The sequence below is a fragment of the Mesorhizobium sp. M0047 genome, assembly GCF_040323315.1.
Taxonomy (GTDB): Bacteria; Pseudomonadota; Alphaproteobacteria; order Rhizobiales; family Rhizobiaceae; genus Mesorhizobium.
Map to the genome: position 1 here is coordinate 91,137 of NZ_JAMYUW010000005.1, position 16,871 is coordinate 108,007.

Sequence of the window (16,871 nt, forward strand, 5' to 3'; positions counted from 1 at the left end):
TCATGCCGCGCGGCCAGGTCAAAGCGTATTAATCGAGCCTATGAGGGCGGTGACGGCCTGTTTGTATTTTTCGAACTCCGGCGATGTCTGGCGGATCTGCGTGGTCTGCGGGCTCGTGTCTGTAGCCACACGGCTTAGTTTTTGGCCCATTTTCCTTTCGGCCCAGTCCACCACGTAGCTGGCTGTCTTGCCGGTGAGAAACGGATTGGCCTGGATGACGGCCGAACCCAGCACGGCGCTCAGTTGCGCCGAACCTGTCGCCGCCAGCACCTGATGCGCGCCTTCCATCCCCAGGAAATGACAGAGATAGAGCCGTCCAGCTGTGATCTGGTGACCGCGCGCCCGAAGATAGGCCTCGCCTTCGCGCGCCAGATTGCGCACCATCTCGCGCGAGATCGTAGCGTCGTAGCGCAGAGCGAGCAGGTCGGCAGTCGACAGCGTGCGCGCAAGCTCCGGGCGATAGGTGCTCATCATCCTGATCCAGGTCTTGGTTATGAACTGGCCGGCGCCGGTCGCTGAAGAATTTGGGTTCTTGGCGCGAGCGCTGCCGCCACTTTCGACATGAACAATGCGGTCGGTGAGCGTTTCGACAGCGGAATCGTCTGAAGCGATCGCGGTAACCCTGCCCAGCGGGTCGATCGCCTCGCCATTCTGATAAAGTTCGAAATGCAGGTGAGGCCCGGTCGAAAGGCCGGTGGTGCCGATGTATCCAATGATGTCGCCGGCTTTCACCTTGGTGCCGACGCCGGCCGGGATTGCAAATTTCTGCATATGCGCATAGCGCGTCTCGCGCCCGTTTCCGTGCGAAATCTTCACCAGATTGCCATAGTTGCCGCCATCGCCTTGGAAGGTGATCTCGCCATCGAAGGCCGCTGCGATCGGCGTGCCAACGGGAGCCGCCCAATCGACGCCCTTGTGGATGCGAACGGTCCCGAGGATTGGATGCTTGCGTGGCCCGAAGGTGGAGGTCATAACCCCGTTGACCGGTGTGACCATGCCGTTGGTTACCGTCAGCGAGCGAACCTGATCGTCACCGGTGACGCACGCAAACTGGCCGTCGCTCTGCTGGAAGACGAAACAGTCGAGGCTCTTTTCGCTGCCCTGGACACCCACATACAGCACCCGCCCGGCACCTTCGTCCTTGCCGCGCGGCATCTGCGAATAGATCAGCACGAGGCGCTGGTCCTCGCTTGCAAAGGCGTCCAAGTCCTGTCCTCTCGAGAGATACATGATCGCTTCGCCGATCACGCCGGTCGGGACATTGTTGCGGGCCGCCGTCGAGTAGATCGCGTCGAGCAGACGGTATTGCCTTTTGTGCGTGCCTTCCGCCTGTGCGCCCGAATAATTGAACAGGTCTTCGCGGACCCAGGGATCGACGCCCGACACGAACGCGCCGGCGGCATTGCGCGTCAGCGTGCCGACGAACACGTTCCTGGCGTAGATCGAAACCTGCATGAGAGACATCGTGGTCGTCCCGCGGCTCGGCCTGAAACCGCGCATGGCAACCACATAACCCGGTTCCAGACTGTCCCGATTGAAAAGCGCCTTCAGGGCCTCGCCTGCCAGCTTGGCATCGTCGGCGGAGAAATGCGCATCGAGCACAACGCTGTCCAGGCTGCGGTCGTTGAGGGTTTTCACGAACATGTCCTCGGTCGCCTCGAACCGCTGATAGTCATTCGTGACGACCGCGACGCTGGTGTTGTTTTCGATCTGGGTCTTCTGGAATGCGGGAAGGGCAGCATCGCCCGCGTCGATTGTCTCACCCCAGCCGGCTTCGGGATCGTCGGCGTCCGCCTTCTGGTCCGGAACCGCCGCGGATTCCTCTGCGGTGGGTGATGGCTCAAGATCGTTCTGGAGATCGCCGGATGGTGCGGTAGCGGTCTTTCTTTGCGCCTGGAAGAATGCGAAATCCTCCTGCGTCGACGGTATCGTCGTCATGAATTTTTCGCTGGCGCTAAGCATGACGTCGGACAGAATTTCGAGCTGGGGAGAAACGCCGGCCTGATCGAGTTCCGCCGGGCGCGGCATCGTTCGGCCTTTCGTTGCGGCGCCGGCATCGGGCGCCAGGGTGATCCACATTGGATCCCCGGCAAGGTCGATGATGGCCGGCACATAGATGGATGCATCGGCCGGCACATCATCCACTCCCTCGACCGCGTGCAACTCCTCATCTTCGTCGCCGAACGACCAATAGTCCGCGGTGAGGTAGAAACCGGCGGCGATCGAAAGCAGGAGAACCACCGCGAGACCGGCAATAAGCCTGCGCCAAAGCGCGCGCCTGCGAAGGGCGGCGCGCGCCTGCTTTTTGTGCCTGAAGCTCGTGTCGATATGGTGCGTCACGGATTGCTTCCGGTCAGGAAGAAGGTCCAGCGGACCTGTTCGAGCGTATCGACTTCGAGAAATTGCGCCGCGATATGGCCGCGCTGCCAGCATTCATCGATGCCGCGTATCGAGAAACGGCGCCGCTCGATGCACATTTCTGTCGATCCGGTGAGGATCGCATGACCGAACACGTCCGTGGCATAGATGTAGATGTAGCGGTTCGTCAGTTCCTCGCGGATGACGTTCACGCATTGATTGGCGCCGATGGTCCACCAGCCATCGGTCTGGTCCGCATTGTCGACCTTCTGGCCGACGGCGAGATTGACGACGTCGAGTGTCTGATTGCAAACCGTGAATTCGGCGCGCGCTTCGCTGGATGACAGCACCGCCAGCAGCGCGGCGCCCGCCATGACTGCAAGCCTCATGTGGCCTGTCAGGGCACCCAGGGCTCGAAGCGGATCATGCTGCTCTATGGGCAGGTCGGCAGACGAACGGGGCGAACGCGAGCGGCGGAGTTCCATCGGGCGTCCATGCTATCCGCCGAGCCGGAAATACTGGGCGGTGGCCGAGAACCGAGTCCCATCGGTCTCAATTTCTTCAAGAATTTTGGGGAGCAGCACCGCGGCGGGTGTCGGCGTGGAGAACGCGGCCGCCTGAATATCATGGAGGCCCGTGATCACCATTATGATCTGCGGCACGGCCTTTCCGGCGGCTTTGTCGGCCGCGCCGAGGCCGATCGGGATGCTGAAAGTAGCCTTGCCCGGTTCTACGACGATGCGGTCGTCGAGATTGAATACCATGCCTTTGTGATCGATCAGCAGCACGCTGGAGACGAGCCCGCCGCGTGTCACCAGCGTGCCGCTGACCGGCGTGCCGTTCGGCACCGACGTCCGATCGAGAACAAGCTGCGGCTTGTCGGCGGCGGTCTGCCCCAGAAAGCGCAGAAAATTGGTGACTTCGCATTGGCTTGGCTCGATGAGGCGGACGCTGATGTCCGGCTCGATGTGGAATTTTGCCTGGAAATCGCCCAGCATGCGCTCGAATGGCTGGACCGCAGTTCCAAATCCTTCGATCGCGATGGCCTTGTCGGTTGCCGACGTCATGGTCGCATAGAAACAATCGCCGCCGCCGAAGTCGCGAACCCAGGAGATCCGTTGCGCGATGTCGTCGACGGCCGCGGGAACCCCTGGTTTGGGCACGTTCAACGCGACGACAGGCTGGTCGGGCTGTTTGGCCTCCGGTAGTGCGGCTTTTTGACTCTCGGCCTTCGCGGTACCTGTCTGGCTTGCGGCGGGTTCAGGCGCCGGCGTGGTCGCCTTGGGTGGTGCCGGCTGGTTGGTCTGTAGCTCGGCCTTTTGGCTCTTGACAACCTCTGGCTTAGCCGGCGGCGGCGTCGACACGCTCTCGGCTGCTGACGGCGCTGGAGCGGTCGTGACAGGCGGCGCCGCCGACGTCTGGCTGTCGCTGGCCACCGCATCGGGCTGGATTGCCGGTGATGCCTTTTCGGGCGGCGGCTGCACGTCCGTAGTTGGCTTCGGGGGTGCCTCGGTCTGCGAGGGGACTTCGGCGGGCTTGGCCGGCTGGGGCTTTTGAGCTGCCGCTGCATCTTGCTGATTTTCAGCCGGCGGTGCGCCGGCCTCCGGCTGCGCGAGCGGAACTACCTTCGCCGGCTCCGGGGCGTTCGCGGCAGTGTCCGCCGGGGGCGGCTTTGACAGCTCTGGCGTGGGCTTTGATGGCTCTGGTGCGGAAAGCGATATCTTATCGACGGTCGGCGAGGCAGGCGTCATGAAGCCGCTCAGATAGAGCCCTGCGCCGGAGGCGACAGCAAGCGTCGCCAAGGCGGCGATGGCGACGGTCCGGGTCTTTGCGGGTTTTGCGGGCACATCCGCCTTGACCGCGCGCGGAGGACCGACGGCCGGGGATGGCTGCGGTGCGGTCAAATGCGCGGGCCGGACATGCGGGACAAAGCGCTCGCGCGTGCCCGTCGCCAGCGGCGCGTCGTGTCCCGCGACATTGGGTGGCTGAGGCTGGCCCTTAGGATCAGGAGCAAGGGTTTGCTCGGCTGGCGGCAAGACCGGTCGCTTGCGTGGTGGGATAGACGTCGGCGGCATCGTTCCTTCGTCTTCGCCACGCGTCATTCTGGCGATGTCCGCCATGCTGGCCGGCCGGTCTCGCGGATCCGGTTGCAGCATGGCTTCAACAATGTCACGAAAATCGTCGTCGATGTCGGAGAGATCAGGCACGGTCCGGCGCTTTTCGATGACCTCGAACTGCGATCCGCTCATGTCGATCGGCTTGCCGCGCAAAGCGGCAACCAGCACCAGCCCCAGGCTGTAGATGTCGGATTGCTCACTGACGTCGCCGCTGTAGAGCCCGAGCTGTTCGGGTGAAACATAATTGTACTTTCCCGCGAACTTTCCGCCGATCAGGGTCTCACCGCCAACGCTCGCCGACCGGGCGATACCGAAATCGATGATCTTCGCGCGGTCGACCCGGCCGCCGGGCAGGATGATGTTATCGGGGGAGAGGTCGCGGTGTATTGCTCCAGCTTGATGGACGGCGCTCAAGCCGGAAGCGAGGCGGTGGCAGAGCTTGCGCACATCTGCCGTCGGCATCGCGCCACGTCGCATGATGTCGAACAGCGACTCGCCGTCGACGAATTCCATGGCAAGGTAGGGACGGCCGATCCCGGGATCGATCGTGAAGACGTGGTACCGCACGACCGCGTCATGCGACAGGTGATTGAGGATCAATGCCTCCTTGCGGAACAGCGACAAGATCGTCTGGTCACGGGCGAACTCGGGCAAGACGATCTTGATCGCGACATGGTCACCGGTCTGGATATTATGGCCACGGTAGACCTCGCCCATGCCACCGAATGCGATCCGCTCATCGAGTTCGTAGATGCCGCTGAGTTGTGTGCCTACGGCGGTGTTGGCCATGCTCCCCGATATTCGCGTCTTATCGTCGGCGCTCATGAGCCTCAAGCCTCCGCTCTATGCGGATCTGGACGAGGCGATTGGCCATCGCGCCGGTCTCCGATCTTCACAAGCACGATCGTCACGTTGTCCGTTCCGCCGCGCGCCAGCACCATGTCGAGCAGGTTCTCGCAGGCTGCTTGAGGTGTCGCCGAAACCGTCGCCGCCTCGATCTCGGCGTCGGTGACATGCGCCGTCAGCCCATCCGTGCTCAACACAAAAATGTCCCCAGGCATGATTTCGCCCTGCTGGAAATCGATGACAATCTCGTCGCTGACGCCGATCGCTTGCGTGATGACATTGCGGCGCGGCCAGGTGCGCGCTTCGGCTGCGCTGATGGTACCCCGGTCGATGAGCTCCTGAACTTCGGTGTGGTCTCTCGATATCTGCGAGATCGAGGCGTTGCGGATTAGATAGACGCGGCTGTCACCCGCCCACAGGCAGGCAAACCGCCCGTCCATTGCCAGCAGCGCGGCAACGGTAGAACCGATGGTTATGCCGCGAGATTCGGCTATGCCGCGGATCTCGGCATTGGCCCTGCTCAGCCTGTCCTCAAAGCGCGCCCGGAGATCGGGTGCCGAGCTCGCGATGCCGATCGTTGCCAGATGATCGACGATACTGGCTGAAGCGACCTCTCCGGCCTCATGTCCACCCATTCCGTCGGCTACCACCCAGAGGCCAGTGTGTGGCTCGACCAGATAGCTGTCTTCATTGAGCTCACGGACAAGGCCTTTGTGGCTCACGCCGAAGCTTTCAATGGGAAGGGCGACAGTATTCATTTTGCCACCAAGCGCTTTTCAAGCGTCCTTCTGCGGCGCACCTTTGGACGCTCGCTCGCGCCACTTTGCCACAGGCTCGAACATTAAAGTATCGAAAACTAAGGAAAACCAAGGTTTGACCGTATGTGGTCTGCGGATCGGCACCATGCTCAGCAGATCATCCCCATCTCAAAACGCCTTGGGACAGCTGAACCCGGAAAGCGCGGGGAGGAACAAGGGGTTGGAGCCTGAGCCTGTCTGGAGCGTATAAGAAACGTCGCGTCCGCCGATCACGAAGCGCGCTTGCATGCTGCTGTCGTCGCCGGTGACGGCAGCCTTGTCCAGAAGCCGTTTCAGGGCCCACGGCCCTTCGAACTTGATCGCGGATTCGCGGCCTGGCATTTCCGGTGTCAGGCTTAGGCTGGCGTACGCGGAAGCCGTACCGCCCGGCCAGGTGACCGCACTTGGCGCGTTGCCGGTCTGGTTGCTCTGGACGATCTGGCCGTCGGCATCGAGTATCGCCGTATCGGCATCGCCGTTCAGTGAGAATGGTGTGAAAGTGATGCTGACCGAAGGCACCGAACCGCCCGATGGGAAGAAGGCGCTGCGGATTTCCGCGGCCAGTTGGAAGTCTTTCAGGGTCGATTTCGACAGGTCGCGTCCAAAGCGCGCATCCTGTTTCCAGCTCCAGTCCTGGCCGGTCATGTCGATCAGCGATGCGAGATTTTGTGCGAAGAACCGGTCCAGCAAGCCGCCCGGGGCGAACAATTTCGCGAAATCCGCCATCGCAACATCCTCGGTGGCGTCGCCGGCGAAGGGATAACGGCCGTTGATCGCGGCTTCACAGGGGGCCGTCACCGTCTGGTCGAGTATCTGGTTCAAGTTGGTCACCGAGGTTTCGGCGACATTTTCTTCGAACTCATCCGCCGTCGCGTTGACCATCCGGCCGAGTTGCTTGGGCAGGCGTGAGACATTGGCGCGAAGCGTGGCTATCTGTAGCTGCAGGTTCGAACTGACGCGCTCCGTCTGCGAAGGAACTTCGGCCGCCAGTTGCAGGCTCTGATAGATATCGCTGAAGTTGTGGGTCAGGGCATCAATTGGGCGGTGTCCGGCAGGGCCGTTCACAAGGGCCTGGAATGGTCTGAATTGCGCTTCGATGTTTGCACCTGGATTGACGTTCCGTGCGTCGGCGGCCCCCGTGCCGGCGCGGCTTTGCGATTTGCCGTTGGCGATTTGTAGGCCGATGCGGGCCAGGCCCTTGGCCAGATCCGCGGCGTTGCGCGGCGGGTTCTGAGTCGTGCCTGCTTCGATCTCGGTGCCGGGACCGTTGCCGTCACCTGGGTCCCGCGTTAGAGCTGTTTCGTTGGCGATCGCCGCAAAGAGCTGGTTCATCGGTGAGCTTGGGGAGGCAGCGGCTGAAAGGGCGATGTAGTGCGGCTTGTCCGTCAGCATCGCCTTGAATTTCAACTGGTCGAGAACGCCGTTCCACGCGGCCGCGAACTCCTTCCCGTAGCGATCGAGAAGTTCGGGGCCGAGCTTGAGCAGTTGCTGGTTGATGTCGCCTTGTTCGCCGCCGCCGCCGAGAACCCACTGCTCGTCGACAAGCATCTGCGCAATGCGCGAAAGTTGCCGAAGATAGAAGGTGTTGAAGCCGGCATGGGTGTAAATTCCGGGAACACGAAGCCCTGACAGATCGCTGCCATCGATGCGCTCGAACAGCAGCTGCGCTTCCGGCCCACCTTTCTGGGATACGGAAAAATCGTCCAGCGCGGCCGCGTATGTCGCCGACTTGATCAAAGCCGAAGCTCGATCGGCAAGGCTCATACGCCCGAGAGAACGTTGAGCGGCTTCAACAAGCGGCCGGTTGAGTTCGAAGACGGGATCGTAAGCGTCGTCCAATGCCAGCATGGCGCGCAGGTGCTTTTCGAGCTGATCGCGTCCTTCGCGATTGTTTTCGCCTGGATAGCGGTTCTGCTCCCAATCCTGCTTCATCCAGGAAACGATCAAGGCGTCATCGACCTTCGGTGCCTTGCCGCCAAGCATCAGATAGATTTTCAACGGTTCGTAGAGCGCGACGGGATCGGCCATCTTGGCCTGGATCGTCCGCTCGGCCTGAATCAGCAGGCGCGATCGGAACATTCGTTCCAGCCCCTGCCGATAGGCCGTTTTGGACGCCGAAAGAAGTCTCTCACGCTGACTGAGGCCGAACGTCTCTTCGATCGGTGTCGGCAGGTCACCGTTTTCGAACCCGGCCGGCAGATCGCGCAACTGGTCGAGCGGGCCGATGACGTTTTCAAGGTCGACATCGGTAACCGTGGCCGTCTTGAGCAATGGGGCCGCCGTCTCGCGATACTGGCCCATGGCAAGAGTTGTGGAGGCTATCAGCGATCGGTTGGCCGCAAAGCTCAGGGCGAGCGTACCCAGTGCGGCGGCAGCGATCAGCGTTATTGCGCCGAGGCCGCAAAGTCTGGCGATCGCCGCACGCCTTGCAGCCGATTTGTCATACGAAACCCATCCGGATTCGGCAAAAATGACGTCCGTCAGCAGATCATGCAAAAAGAAGCTTTTGCCAGTTCCGGAAAAGTGCGGACGGGAATTGCCGCCGAAATTGCGGCCGATCGCGCCCAGCACCTGATCGATAGGCGTTCCCTCTTGCGTGCCTGACGAAAAATACAGTCCACGCAGGCTGACGTTCACCTGGCTTCGGGTCGGATCGAACAGGCTAGCGACAAAACTGGTAATTCGACTCCTCAGCGCGCCGAACTGTGCCGGAAAGCCGAAGATGGAGATGCGAGTGACCGGATCTGCCTCTTCCTGGAGGCGGTCGGCCATCTCGTCTACCAATCGTTTTGCCAGCGCATCGAATTCGGCAGGGGCCCCGGCGGCCATGTTCCTGTCGCGCTCCGCGGTCTGGAATGTCGCGCCCCATACCTTGCGCCTGCGTGGCTCGTCGAAACCGCCGAAGTAATCCATGAATCCGGAGACAAGATCGGCCTTGGTGAAAAGCAGATAGACTGGAAACTGGATTTTCAGCGTCTCGTGGATTTCCCTCAGCCGGCTGCGTATCTCGGTGAGGTGGGCATCAAGCTGCTGATCGTCGAAGCTCATCAGATCGGCAAGGCTGATGGCCAGGATGACGCCGTTTATCGGTTGCCTGGCGCGGTATTTCTTGAGCAGCGACAGGAAGGCGAGCCAGCTCTTCTTGTCGCTCTCGGCATTGGAATCCTGCGTCGTGTAGCGTCCTGCGGTGTCGATCAGCACGGCCTGGTCGGTGAACCACCAGTCGCAGGCACGTGTTCCGCCAATGCCAGCCACCGGTTGGGCGTCTCCCGAACCGGCAAGCGGAAAATTCAGACCCGAATTGACCAGTGCCGTTGTCTTGCCGGCACCCGGCGGGCCTATGACCACGTACCAGGGGATCTCGTAGAGGAAGTTGCGCTTGCCGCTCGACCGTTTGAGCGTCGCCACGGCCTCATTCATGCGGGCTTCGAGCACCCGCGCATCATTATCATCACGGTCGTCATTGTGCGCAATGACGGTTTCGAGCGCTTTTTGCGCCTTCCTCGCCTGCCAGAGACGCAGCCCGCAAAAAAGCGCCAGCGTCGCCACGATCACACCAATGATCGTCGCGCGTAGCCAGGCAGGTCCGAGCGGCCGGCTATCGGCGAACCGGATCAAGGGGCCGGCAAACCACACCGCCGCCGCGAAGCCGCCCAGCGCGGTCACGCTGAATATCCGCAGCAGCCAACGCGTCATGGGTGCTTCCAACGGGCCGTCACAATGTTTCCTCCCTGGGGATCATCACATCGACACGGCGGTTCTTGGCGCGGCCTTCCGGCGTCGCATTGTCGGCGACCGGTTCGTCCTCGCCCTTGCCATCGACCGTCAGTCGCGAGGGATCGCTGAATTTCGCTGCCATCAACGCTTCCACGGCCTTCGCCCGGGCGACGGAAAGGTCGAAGTTGGATTTGAAGGCGCTCGACTTTCGCGGTTTGACATTATCCGTGTGGCCGACGATCCGGATTGGTCCAGGCTCGTGATCCAGAGCCGCGGCGATGTCGGTGGCAATGGGCTGGAATTCCGGCTTCGTCTCTGCCCTGCCGGACTGAAACAGCAGCAGATTGTTGATTTCCACCACGATGAAGTCGCCTTTCGTGCCGATGGTCAGCCCGCCGCCTTCGACGTCCTTGGCCAGCGCCGCACGAATACGGTCGATCTGCCCGGTGGCCGTGGGTGGGGTGAGTTTCGCCGGCTCGGCCAATGGCGCCACGCTGGCGCGCTCGATGGCAATCGGCGTCGATGGATTGAGTGCCAGCAATTCACCGGCGGCGGCGTCGCCTTCATTGCTGATAAAGACCCGCAATGCGAAGAACGCCGCTGTCAGCAGCGCCGATCCCGCTGCCGCGACGACCCAGAGCGGCAGGCGGGCCGATGACTGTACCATCGTCGCTGCCAGGCCCTGCCAGTGCGGCGAGATGTCTTCACCCGCATGCGCCCTGAAGTAGCGAAGCGTCTCGTAGACGTCGCGTCGAACGCGCTCGAGATTGTTGTCTTCGCGCTTCACGCCTCGATACTGGCCCTCGAAACCCAGCGACAGGCAGGCATGCATCAGTTCGAGCAGATCGCAGTGCGTCTCGGGATTGGCCAGTATCTTGTTCAGTGCTTCGTAGAAACCTGTGCCGGTGCGCTCGGTGTGAAAGAACTGCCCCAGCATGCTGTGTTGCGCCCAGTCGTCACTCCTGGGCCAGGGCAGGTTGCCGATGAGATCGTCGACGGTTTCGCAGAGGGCGAATTTTGCAATCCGCGCATCCTCTTCGGCAACGCCTGACTTCTCCACTGTCCGGTCGAATTTTTCAATCGCCTCGGTGACATGTTCCGCCAGTGGCTCCGCCTGTCTTTCGACCGGCATGAGCCTGAGCTGCCCGAGCAGCATCAGCAAAGGTGCCGCCGCGGCGAGAATAGGGTTTGCCGCGGTGTATTTGACGATATCGGCGGCGCCGAGCAGCATCGCCTGCTCGATGGCTGGCTTTGGCGCGGCGGCGGAAGAGCTGGTGCCTGCCGCAGCACCCAAGGCTGGAGCCTGATAGATTATGGTTCCGGATGCCCAGCCCGGCGGCCGCACGACACCAGGATCGAACACGGTTGAATCTTTGGCCCCAGAGGGTTGGTCTGCGCCCGCGACGGGTTGCTCAGGAGCTGGCGGCGATTTCTGCGTGCGCCGCGGATTTGCGCGAATGACGGTCTTGCCCGCCAGGCCGAAGGGGTCGTCCTTCGAGATCATCGCCGATCGTCCGTGCTGGCTGGGTACCTACGATTGGGCGAGACAGGCGCAAGACGGTTTCTGGTCAGGTAAAGGAAAGGCTGCCCCGGCCGGCCGTGGCAGTGTCCGGAGGAGGATTGGCTAGAAAACGCTATTCCGCCGTAGCATGACATTTGCCGCAGACCCCCAGGTCAATGAGTCTTACCCGCTAGGCGAACTGTCGTATCCGATCGTAATCTCAGAAATTGTCGATTGGAACCGGGTGCCGGGCGTCGGAGAGACTTTTCTTCGCCGACTGCCGTGCCGTGGTTTCCTGGGATCGCCTATTTTTGCTTGTCGGCTTTGGCGTAGGCCTCGCTGAAATACGCCAGGAATATGTCCAGCATGCCGTTTTCATGTGCCTCTTCCATGGTCCGCCATGTCGCCACATAGGCGTCCCAGGCCTGGCTCTTCTTCGATGTAAACGAAGTAGGCGGGAGTTTCCTGCCGATTGACTCGGGGGACAGATCGTCAAGCAGCCGGGAGAGCGCAGCTTGCATGGCGGCATAGGTAGCGAATTCGTGCGTCTTGAGATCGCGGAATGCATCTTCGATACTGCGCCTGGCATCAAGATAGCCGGTCCTGCGTCGGGCAAACATGATTTCGAGGATATCGTCGGTCCCTGGAACGAACTTCAGCGGATTATTGTCCGCGGCGCTGATCATCGTTCGTTGTGTACTCTTGGCCAGCATTTTCGCGGCCGTCCGCGCCTTCAGCAGCAAACTAAGTTCCTCGACCACGGCCCGCAGGACCGCGCCGATTTCGGCTGCAACTTCATGCCGGTCGCGCAATTGAAGCAATTCCGGCGAAATGCCGGCTCCGATCGCAATCTCCCTCAACACCTCGTCTCCGGTTGAGGGCAGGGGTGGGGAGTGCACGGCTGGAACGCGCCGCCCGGACCGTTGCTGCGCGGAATCGAAGAAGGGCCCCTCGCCGAATTCCAGCGGCCGGCCTGTCGCGAGCGGCATGTCTCGCTGCGTCGGACCGTGGCTGGGATTCCCTGCGGTGGCGCGCTCCTCGTCGATCGACACAAAGACGATATAGCGGCCGATCAGCATCCGGTCGCCATCGCCCAGCCGATGCGGGTTGGTCATGCGCTGGCTCGATCCATTGATGAAGGTGCCGTTGCGCGAGATATCGTGCAGCCAGAACGCGCCGGCCTCGTAGCGAACCTCGCAGTGCCGACCCGAGATGAACTTGTCGGGGTCCGGCAAGGTCCAGTCACAACCATCGCGTCCGATTTCGAAGCCGCGATCGCGCGCCGCGTAGCTGGTCGAGGTGCCAGCGGGCAAGGCTTCGACGTTGTTGATTTGCAGACTGACGTACATCCAGGATCGCCCTCGATCGATACTCCACCATTCTAGCAGCTTGCAGGTAAAACAGGACAGCGGCGTTTCAAGCCCATGAATCGATGGGTAAGATCTTGTCGCCGCCTCTCTTTGGCCGGCAGAGAAACATGTGGTAGGCTCACCATGGCCTGGCTTGGCGGATTTAAAAAGTTCCTGAACGTGATGCTGTTAATATAGCGGGAACTTCAAATCCATCACGTAGGCGGCCGCGTCCAGGAGGGGCACGACCCATGCCGAATGAACGTGCCACGGTGGTGCAGACACCGGTTGGCTCCGAGCTGTTGACGTTCACGCATCTTGTCGGGCGCGATGAGATCAGCCGTTGTTTTGCCTATACGGTCGGGTTCGTCAGCACGGACACCGATATCGATCCGCTGAAGATGCTAGGTGGCCCGGTATCGATTGAAGGTGAATCCGATCCGAAACGTTGGTTCAGCGGCATCGTGTCCGAGTTCCGGCTCACCCGGCTCGAGGACCATCTGGCATATTATGAAGCGGTCGTCAGGCCGTGGCTCTGGTTTCTCGGCAACACCACCGATTGCCGTATTTTCCAGAGCAAGAGCGTCGTCGACATAATCAAGGACGTCTTCAAGAGATACAGCACGGCGGAATTCGATCTGCGCCTGCAGGGGTCCTATCCCCAGCGCGAATATTGCGTGCAGTACGACGAGACCGATCTGGATTTCGTCCAGCGGCTGCTGGAGCATGAAGGCATCCTGTATTTCTTCGAGCATGACGAGGGCAAGCACACGCTTGTCCTGGCCGATGCAATGAGCAAGCTGAAGCCTGCGCCGGGCTACGAGAAAGTGCTCTATAACTTTGAAGGTCAAGGTTCGCGGCGCGATGTCGAATACATCACCGAATGGATACCGGGCAGTTCGGTGCGCCCAGGCGCCTATGTCCACACCGATTATGACTTCAAGAAACCGGGCGCCGACCTGATGGCCAAGTCGGCCCAGCCGTTCAGTCACAAACTGGCCGCCGGAGAGAATTACCGCCAGCCCGGCGCGCATCTCGAAGTGGGCCGGGGCGACAGCCTGGCCGCGATCCGGCGCGAGGAAATTCAGGCAGTCCACCAGCGCATCGCCGCTGTCGGCACCGCACGAGGCCTGTATTCGGGCTGCACGTTCAGGCTGGACAGCTTTCCACGCGAAGACCAGAACCAGGAATATCTGGTGGTCAGCGCCGAATACAGGCTGTTCGACCCGGGCTACAGAGCCCATGCCGACGTCGACAGCGAGAACTTCAAGGTGATCCTCGGCCTGGCGCCGACCGCCTTGCCCTATCGTCCGCCGCGGATCACGCCACGGCCGATCATGCGCGGCCCCCAGACGGCGACGGTGGTCGGCCCGTCCGGCGAGGAAATATTCACCGACAAATACGCGCGGGTGAAGGTCCAGTTTCATTGGGACCGTCTGGGCAAGAAGGACCAGAACAGTTCCTGCTTCGTGCGGGTGTCGCAGACTTGGGCCGGTAGCGGCTGGGGTTTCATCCAGATTCCGCGCATCGGCCAGGAGGTGATCGTCGACTTCATCGAAGGCGACCCGGACCTCCCGATCATCACCGGCAGGGTCTACAACGCCTCGCAGATGCCGCCCTACGGCCTGCCGGGCAGCGCCACGCAATCGGGCTGGAAGTCGGACTCTTCCAAAGGTGGCGGCGGCTACAACGAGTTGATGTTCGAGGACAAGGCCGGCTCCGAACTGGTCAACTTCCAGGCGCAGAAGGATCACCACCTTCTGATCAAGCACGACCGCACCAAGCTGGTCCAGCACAACCAGTCCGACCGTATCGACCACGACGCCAAGCACTCCGTCGGCCACAACCTCGACGAAGACGTCGGCAACAACAAGACGGTCAAGGTGGGCTTCGACCAGACCACCAACATCGGCTCGAACGACACCGAGACAGTGGGCGCCAACCGCTCGCTGACGGTCATGGCCAACGAGACCATCCATGTCGTGGCGAACTCGACGGAGAACATCGACGCCAATCATTCTCAGACGGTGGGGATTGTCCAGACAGTAAGCGTCGGCGCGGCTCGGGTCGATTCGGTGGGCGCGTCAGAGACACGCACGGTGGGTGGCCCGCAGGCTAATACGATTGGCGCGACCCGGTCGGTCACGGTGGGCGCGGCTCAAAGCCACGACATCGGGGCCGCGGACAGCTGGAACATCGCGGCGGCGCAAAGTGTCAATGTCGGCGCAGACCAGAGTTTCGCCGTCGGCGGGGCACAGTCGTCCCAGATAGGCAAGGCACGAACAGCCAACATCGGCGCCGATGACGCCACCGACGTCGGTGGAGCGCATGCGCTTAAGGTCGGCAAAGGCAGCGGCATCGAGATTGCCGCGGACAGTTCAATCAAGGTCGGCAAGAATCTGGTGATCGAGGCAGGCGACTCGATCACGCTCAAATGCGGCGACGCGTCGATCATGATGAAAAAGGACGGCACCATTGTCGCCGACGGCAAGGACATCACACTCAAGGGCAGCGGCAAGATCACCGTCAAGGCCGACGGCGACGTGATCGTCAAGGGAAGCACCATCAACCACAATTGAGGACGTCATCATGGAAGTGCTGGATCGCATCGACGGCGTCGTGATCGGCCTGCTCATCGGGTTCGAAAACGGAGCGCCGCTTGTGGTTTTCGTTGGCAATCCGCGCGAGACGGCGATCGCCGCGCGTAGCCTGACCGAACTGGACCTTTCGGCGATTGGTTCGGAACTGGCTCTGCTGTTCGAGGAGGGTGATCCCACGCGACCGCTGGTCGTCGGACGCATCGTCGATCCGGCGCACAAGAACAAGGAGTTGCAAGTCGCTCGAGAGGGCGACCGTGTCATAATCACTGGAAACGAGCGCGTAGAACTGCGCTGCGGTCTAGCGTCGATCATTCTGGAGAAGAATGGCCGCGTGACCATTCGCGGCAGCCAATTGACGAGCCAGGCCAGCGGCACCAACCGTATTCGCGGCGGAGCCGTGCATCTCAATTGAAGTGTTGCCAATGGACCGCGTCGCGACCATCGCCGCCATTGTGGATCAGCATGCCGAAGATGCTGCTTTCCTCTGGCTTCGCCGTCGCCGGGAGATTGATGGTCCCATCCTCGATGAGACGGACATCGGCCGCATCGACCAGCGTCTCGATGCGAACATCGAAGGACTCATGGCTGCTGGCAAGGCCGGCTGGGAGGCGGCCCAGGCCCGTTTCACTGACTATGCCGAGCCGGGCGAGCTTTTCGCGCTTGGCACTCTGGCATTGCGTTGGGGCGATGCCGATCTGATAGAGGTGGCGGTCGCCGCCGCAGAGAGCCTCGGTGAGGCAGGCCTGTCGAGCCTGTCCGCCGCAGTCGCGCGCACGCCGCGTGAAAAACTGCGGCCGCTCGTGGCGCAATGGCTGGACGCCCGGGATGCGCTGCAGCGCTGCCTCGGGCTGTCGGCGCTTTGGCACCATCGTGTGGATCCGGGGCCGCGTCTTCATGATTTGGCGGTCGATTCCGATGCAAGAGTGCGCAGCCGCGCCATTAGGCTCGCCGGCGCGCTCAAGCGATGCGACCTTGTTCCTGCAGCACTGGCCGGCTTGGATGGCGAAACATCCAAGGAGCGTTTGACGGCAGCCCTAGCATGTTGCCTGCTTGGCGAGACGCGGTCTGCGCTTCTTGTGGTAGACAAGATCGTACTGACGGAACCAGGGCTTGCCGAGGCTGCGATCGAGATACGCTTGCTGACGACTGCGACGAAGGCGGGTAAGGACTGGCTGCAAAAGCATTTGGAGCAGCCCGCGCTTCGCGGGGTGGCGACAGCGTCGGTTGGCCTGCTCGGCGATCCTGCTGTGATGCCCTGGCTGATCGAGAAAATGCGTGAGCCGAACCTTGTCGTTGCTGCCGGCGCAGCACTTCGCGACCTGTTCGAGGTCGATTTCGGCGACACCGACCTTTTTGTCGTAGACCCGGCCTTACTCGGCAAGGATTTCGCCCATCTGGACGACACCTCGCTGCCGGTGGCGGACAGGGTTGAAGCATGGTGGGACGAGGGGCGGGGCGCGCGCAATCATCGGCCTTTCCGGTCGATGCGCCTGTTGCGCCTCAATGCGTTGCGCGCAGCACTGGCCACATCAGATGCGCGACTTGCCGATTGGCGCGTCACCCGCCGCTTCCCGGCCTGGATGTGA

Annotated in this window: 10 protein-coding genes; 3 read left to right on the top strand and 7 right to left on the bottom strand. The window is 61.7% G+C overall.

Going from position 1 to position 16,871, the window contains the following annotated elements; translation table 11 throughout:
- Positions 1-18: 18 nt before the first annotated feature.
- The 7 genes from NKJ89_RS06510 to tagH all read right to left on the bottom strand — a co-directional run bounded on the left by NKJ89_RS06510 (position 19) and on the right by tagH (position 12,685).
- Entirely contained in the window at positions 19-2,340 is a 2,322-nt protein-coding gene (locus tag NKJ89_RS06510) for a M23 family metallopeptidase (RefSeq protein WP_352600925.1), read from the bottom strand.
- A complete protein-coding gene (locus NKJ89_RS06515) occupies positions 2,337-2,747 on the bottom strand; it encodes a DUF1036 domain-containing protein (protein ID WP_352600927.1) in 411 nt (136 codons plus the stop codon). Before NKJ89_RS06515 ends, NKJ89_RS06510 begins: the two co-directional genes overlap by 4 nt.
- 108 nt (positions 2,748-2,855) lie before the next feature.
- Positions 2,856-5,300 (bottom strand): serine/threonine-protein kinase, encoded by a 2,445-nt coding sequence (locus NKJ89_RS06520; RefSeq protein ID WP_352600929.1) that lies wholly within the window; start codon positions 5,298-5,300, stop codon positions 2,856-2,858.
- 5 nt (positions 5,301-5,305) lie between these two features.
- Complete coding sequence (locus tag NKJ89_RS06525; RefSeq protein WP_352600931.1) at positions 5,306-6,079, bottom strand: PP2C family protein-serine/threonine phosphatase; 774 nt, start codon at positions 6,077-6,079, stop codon at positions 5,306-5,308.
- 168 nt (positions 6,080-6,247) lie between these two features.
- The gene (tssM, locus tag NKJ89_RS06530; RefSeq protein WP_352600933.1) at positions 6,248-9,814 is read right to left on the bottom strand and encodes a type VI secretion system membrane subunit TssM; all 3,567 of its coding nucleotides are present in this window, start codon (positions 9,812-9,814) and stop codon (positions 6,248-6,250) included.
- A gap of 19 nt (positions 9,815-9,833) precedes the next feature.
- A complete protein-coding gene (tssL, locus tag NKJ89_RS06535) occupies positions 9,834-11,339 on the bottom strand; it encodes a type VI secretion system protein TssL, long form (RefSeq protein WP_352600935.1) in 1,506 nt (501 codons plus the stop codon).
- A 302-nt stretch (positions 11,340-11,641) separates the two neighbouring features.
- Positions 11,642-12,685 carry a type VI secretion system-associated FHA domain protein TagH gene (tagH, locus tag NKJ89_RS06540; protein ID WP_352600937.1) on the bottom strand — a complete coding sequence of 348 codons (1,044 nt, stop codon included), beginning with the start codon at positions 12,683-12,685 and terminating at the stop codon, positions 11,642-11,644.
- A 251-nt stretch (positions 12,686-12,936) separates the two neighbouring features.
- Here tagH and NKJ89_RS06545 point away from each other — a divergent pair, with 251 nt between their 5' ends.
- The 3 genes from NKJ89_RS06545 to NKJ89_RS06555 are packed head-to-tail and all read left to right on the top strand — an operon-like array spanning position 12,937 to position 16,871.
- A complete protein-coding gene (locus tag NKJ89_RS06545) occupies positions 12,937-15,264 on the top strand; it encodes a type VI secretion system tip protein TssI/VgrG (RefSeq protein ID WP_352600939.1) in 2,328 nt (775 codons plus the stop codon).
- A gap of 7 nt (positions 15,265-15,271) precedes the next feature.
- Positions 15,272-15,697: a DUF6484 domain-containing protein gene (locus NKJ89_RS06550; RefSeq protein ID WP_352601147.1), complete on the top strand. Its 426-nt coding sequence runs from the start codon at positions 15,272-15,274 to the stop codon at positions 15,695-15,697.
- A 10-nt stretch (positions 15,698-15,707) separates the two neighbouring features.
- Entirely contained in the window at positions 15,708-16,871 is a 1,164-nt protein-coding gene (locus NKJ89_RS06555; protein WP_352600941.1) for a hypothetical protein, read from the top strand.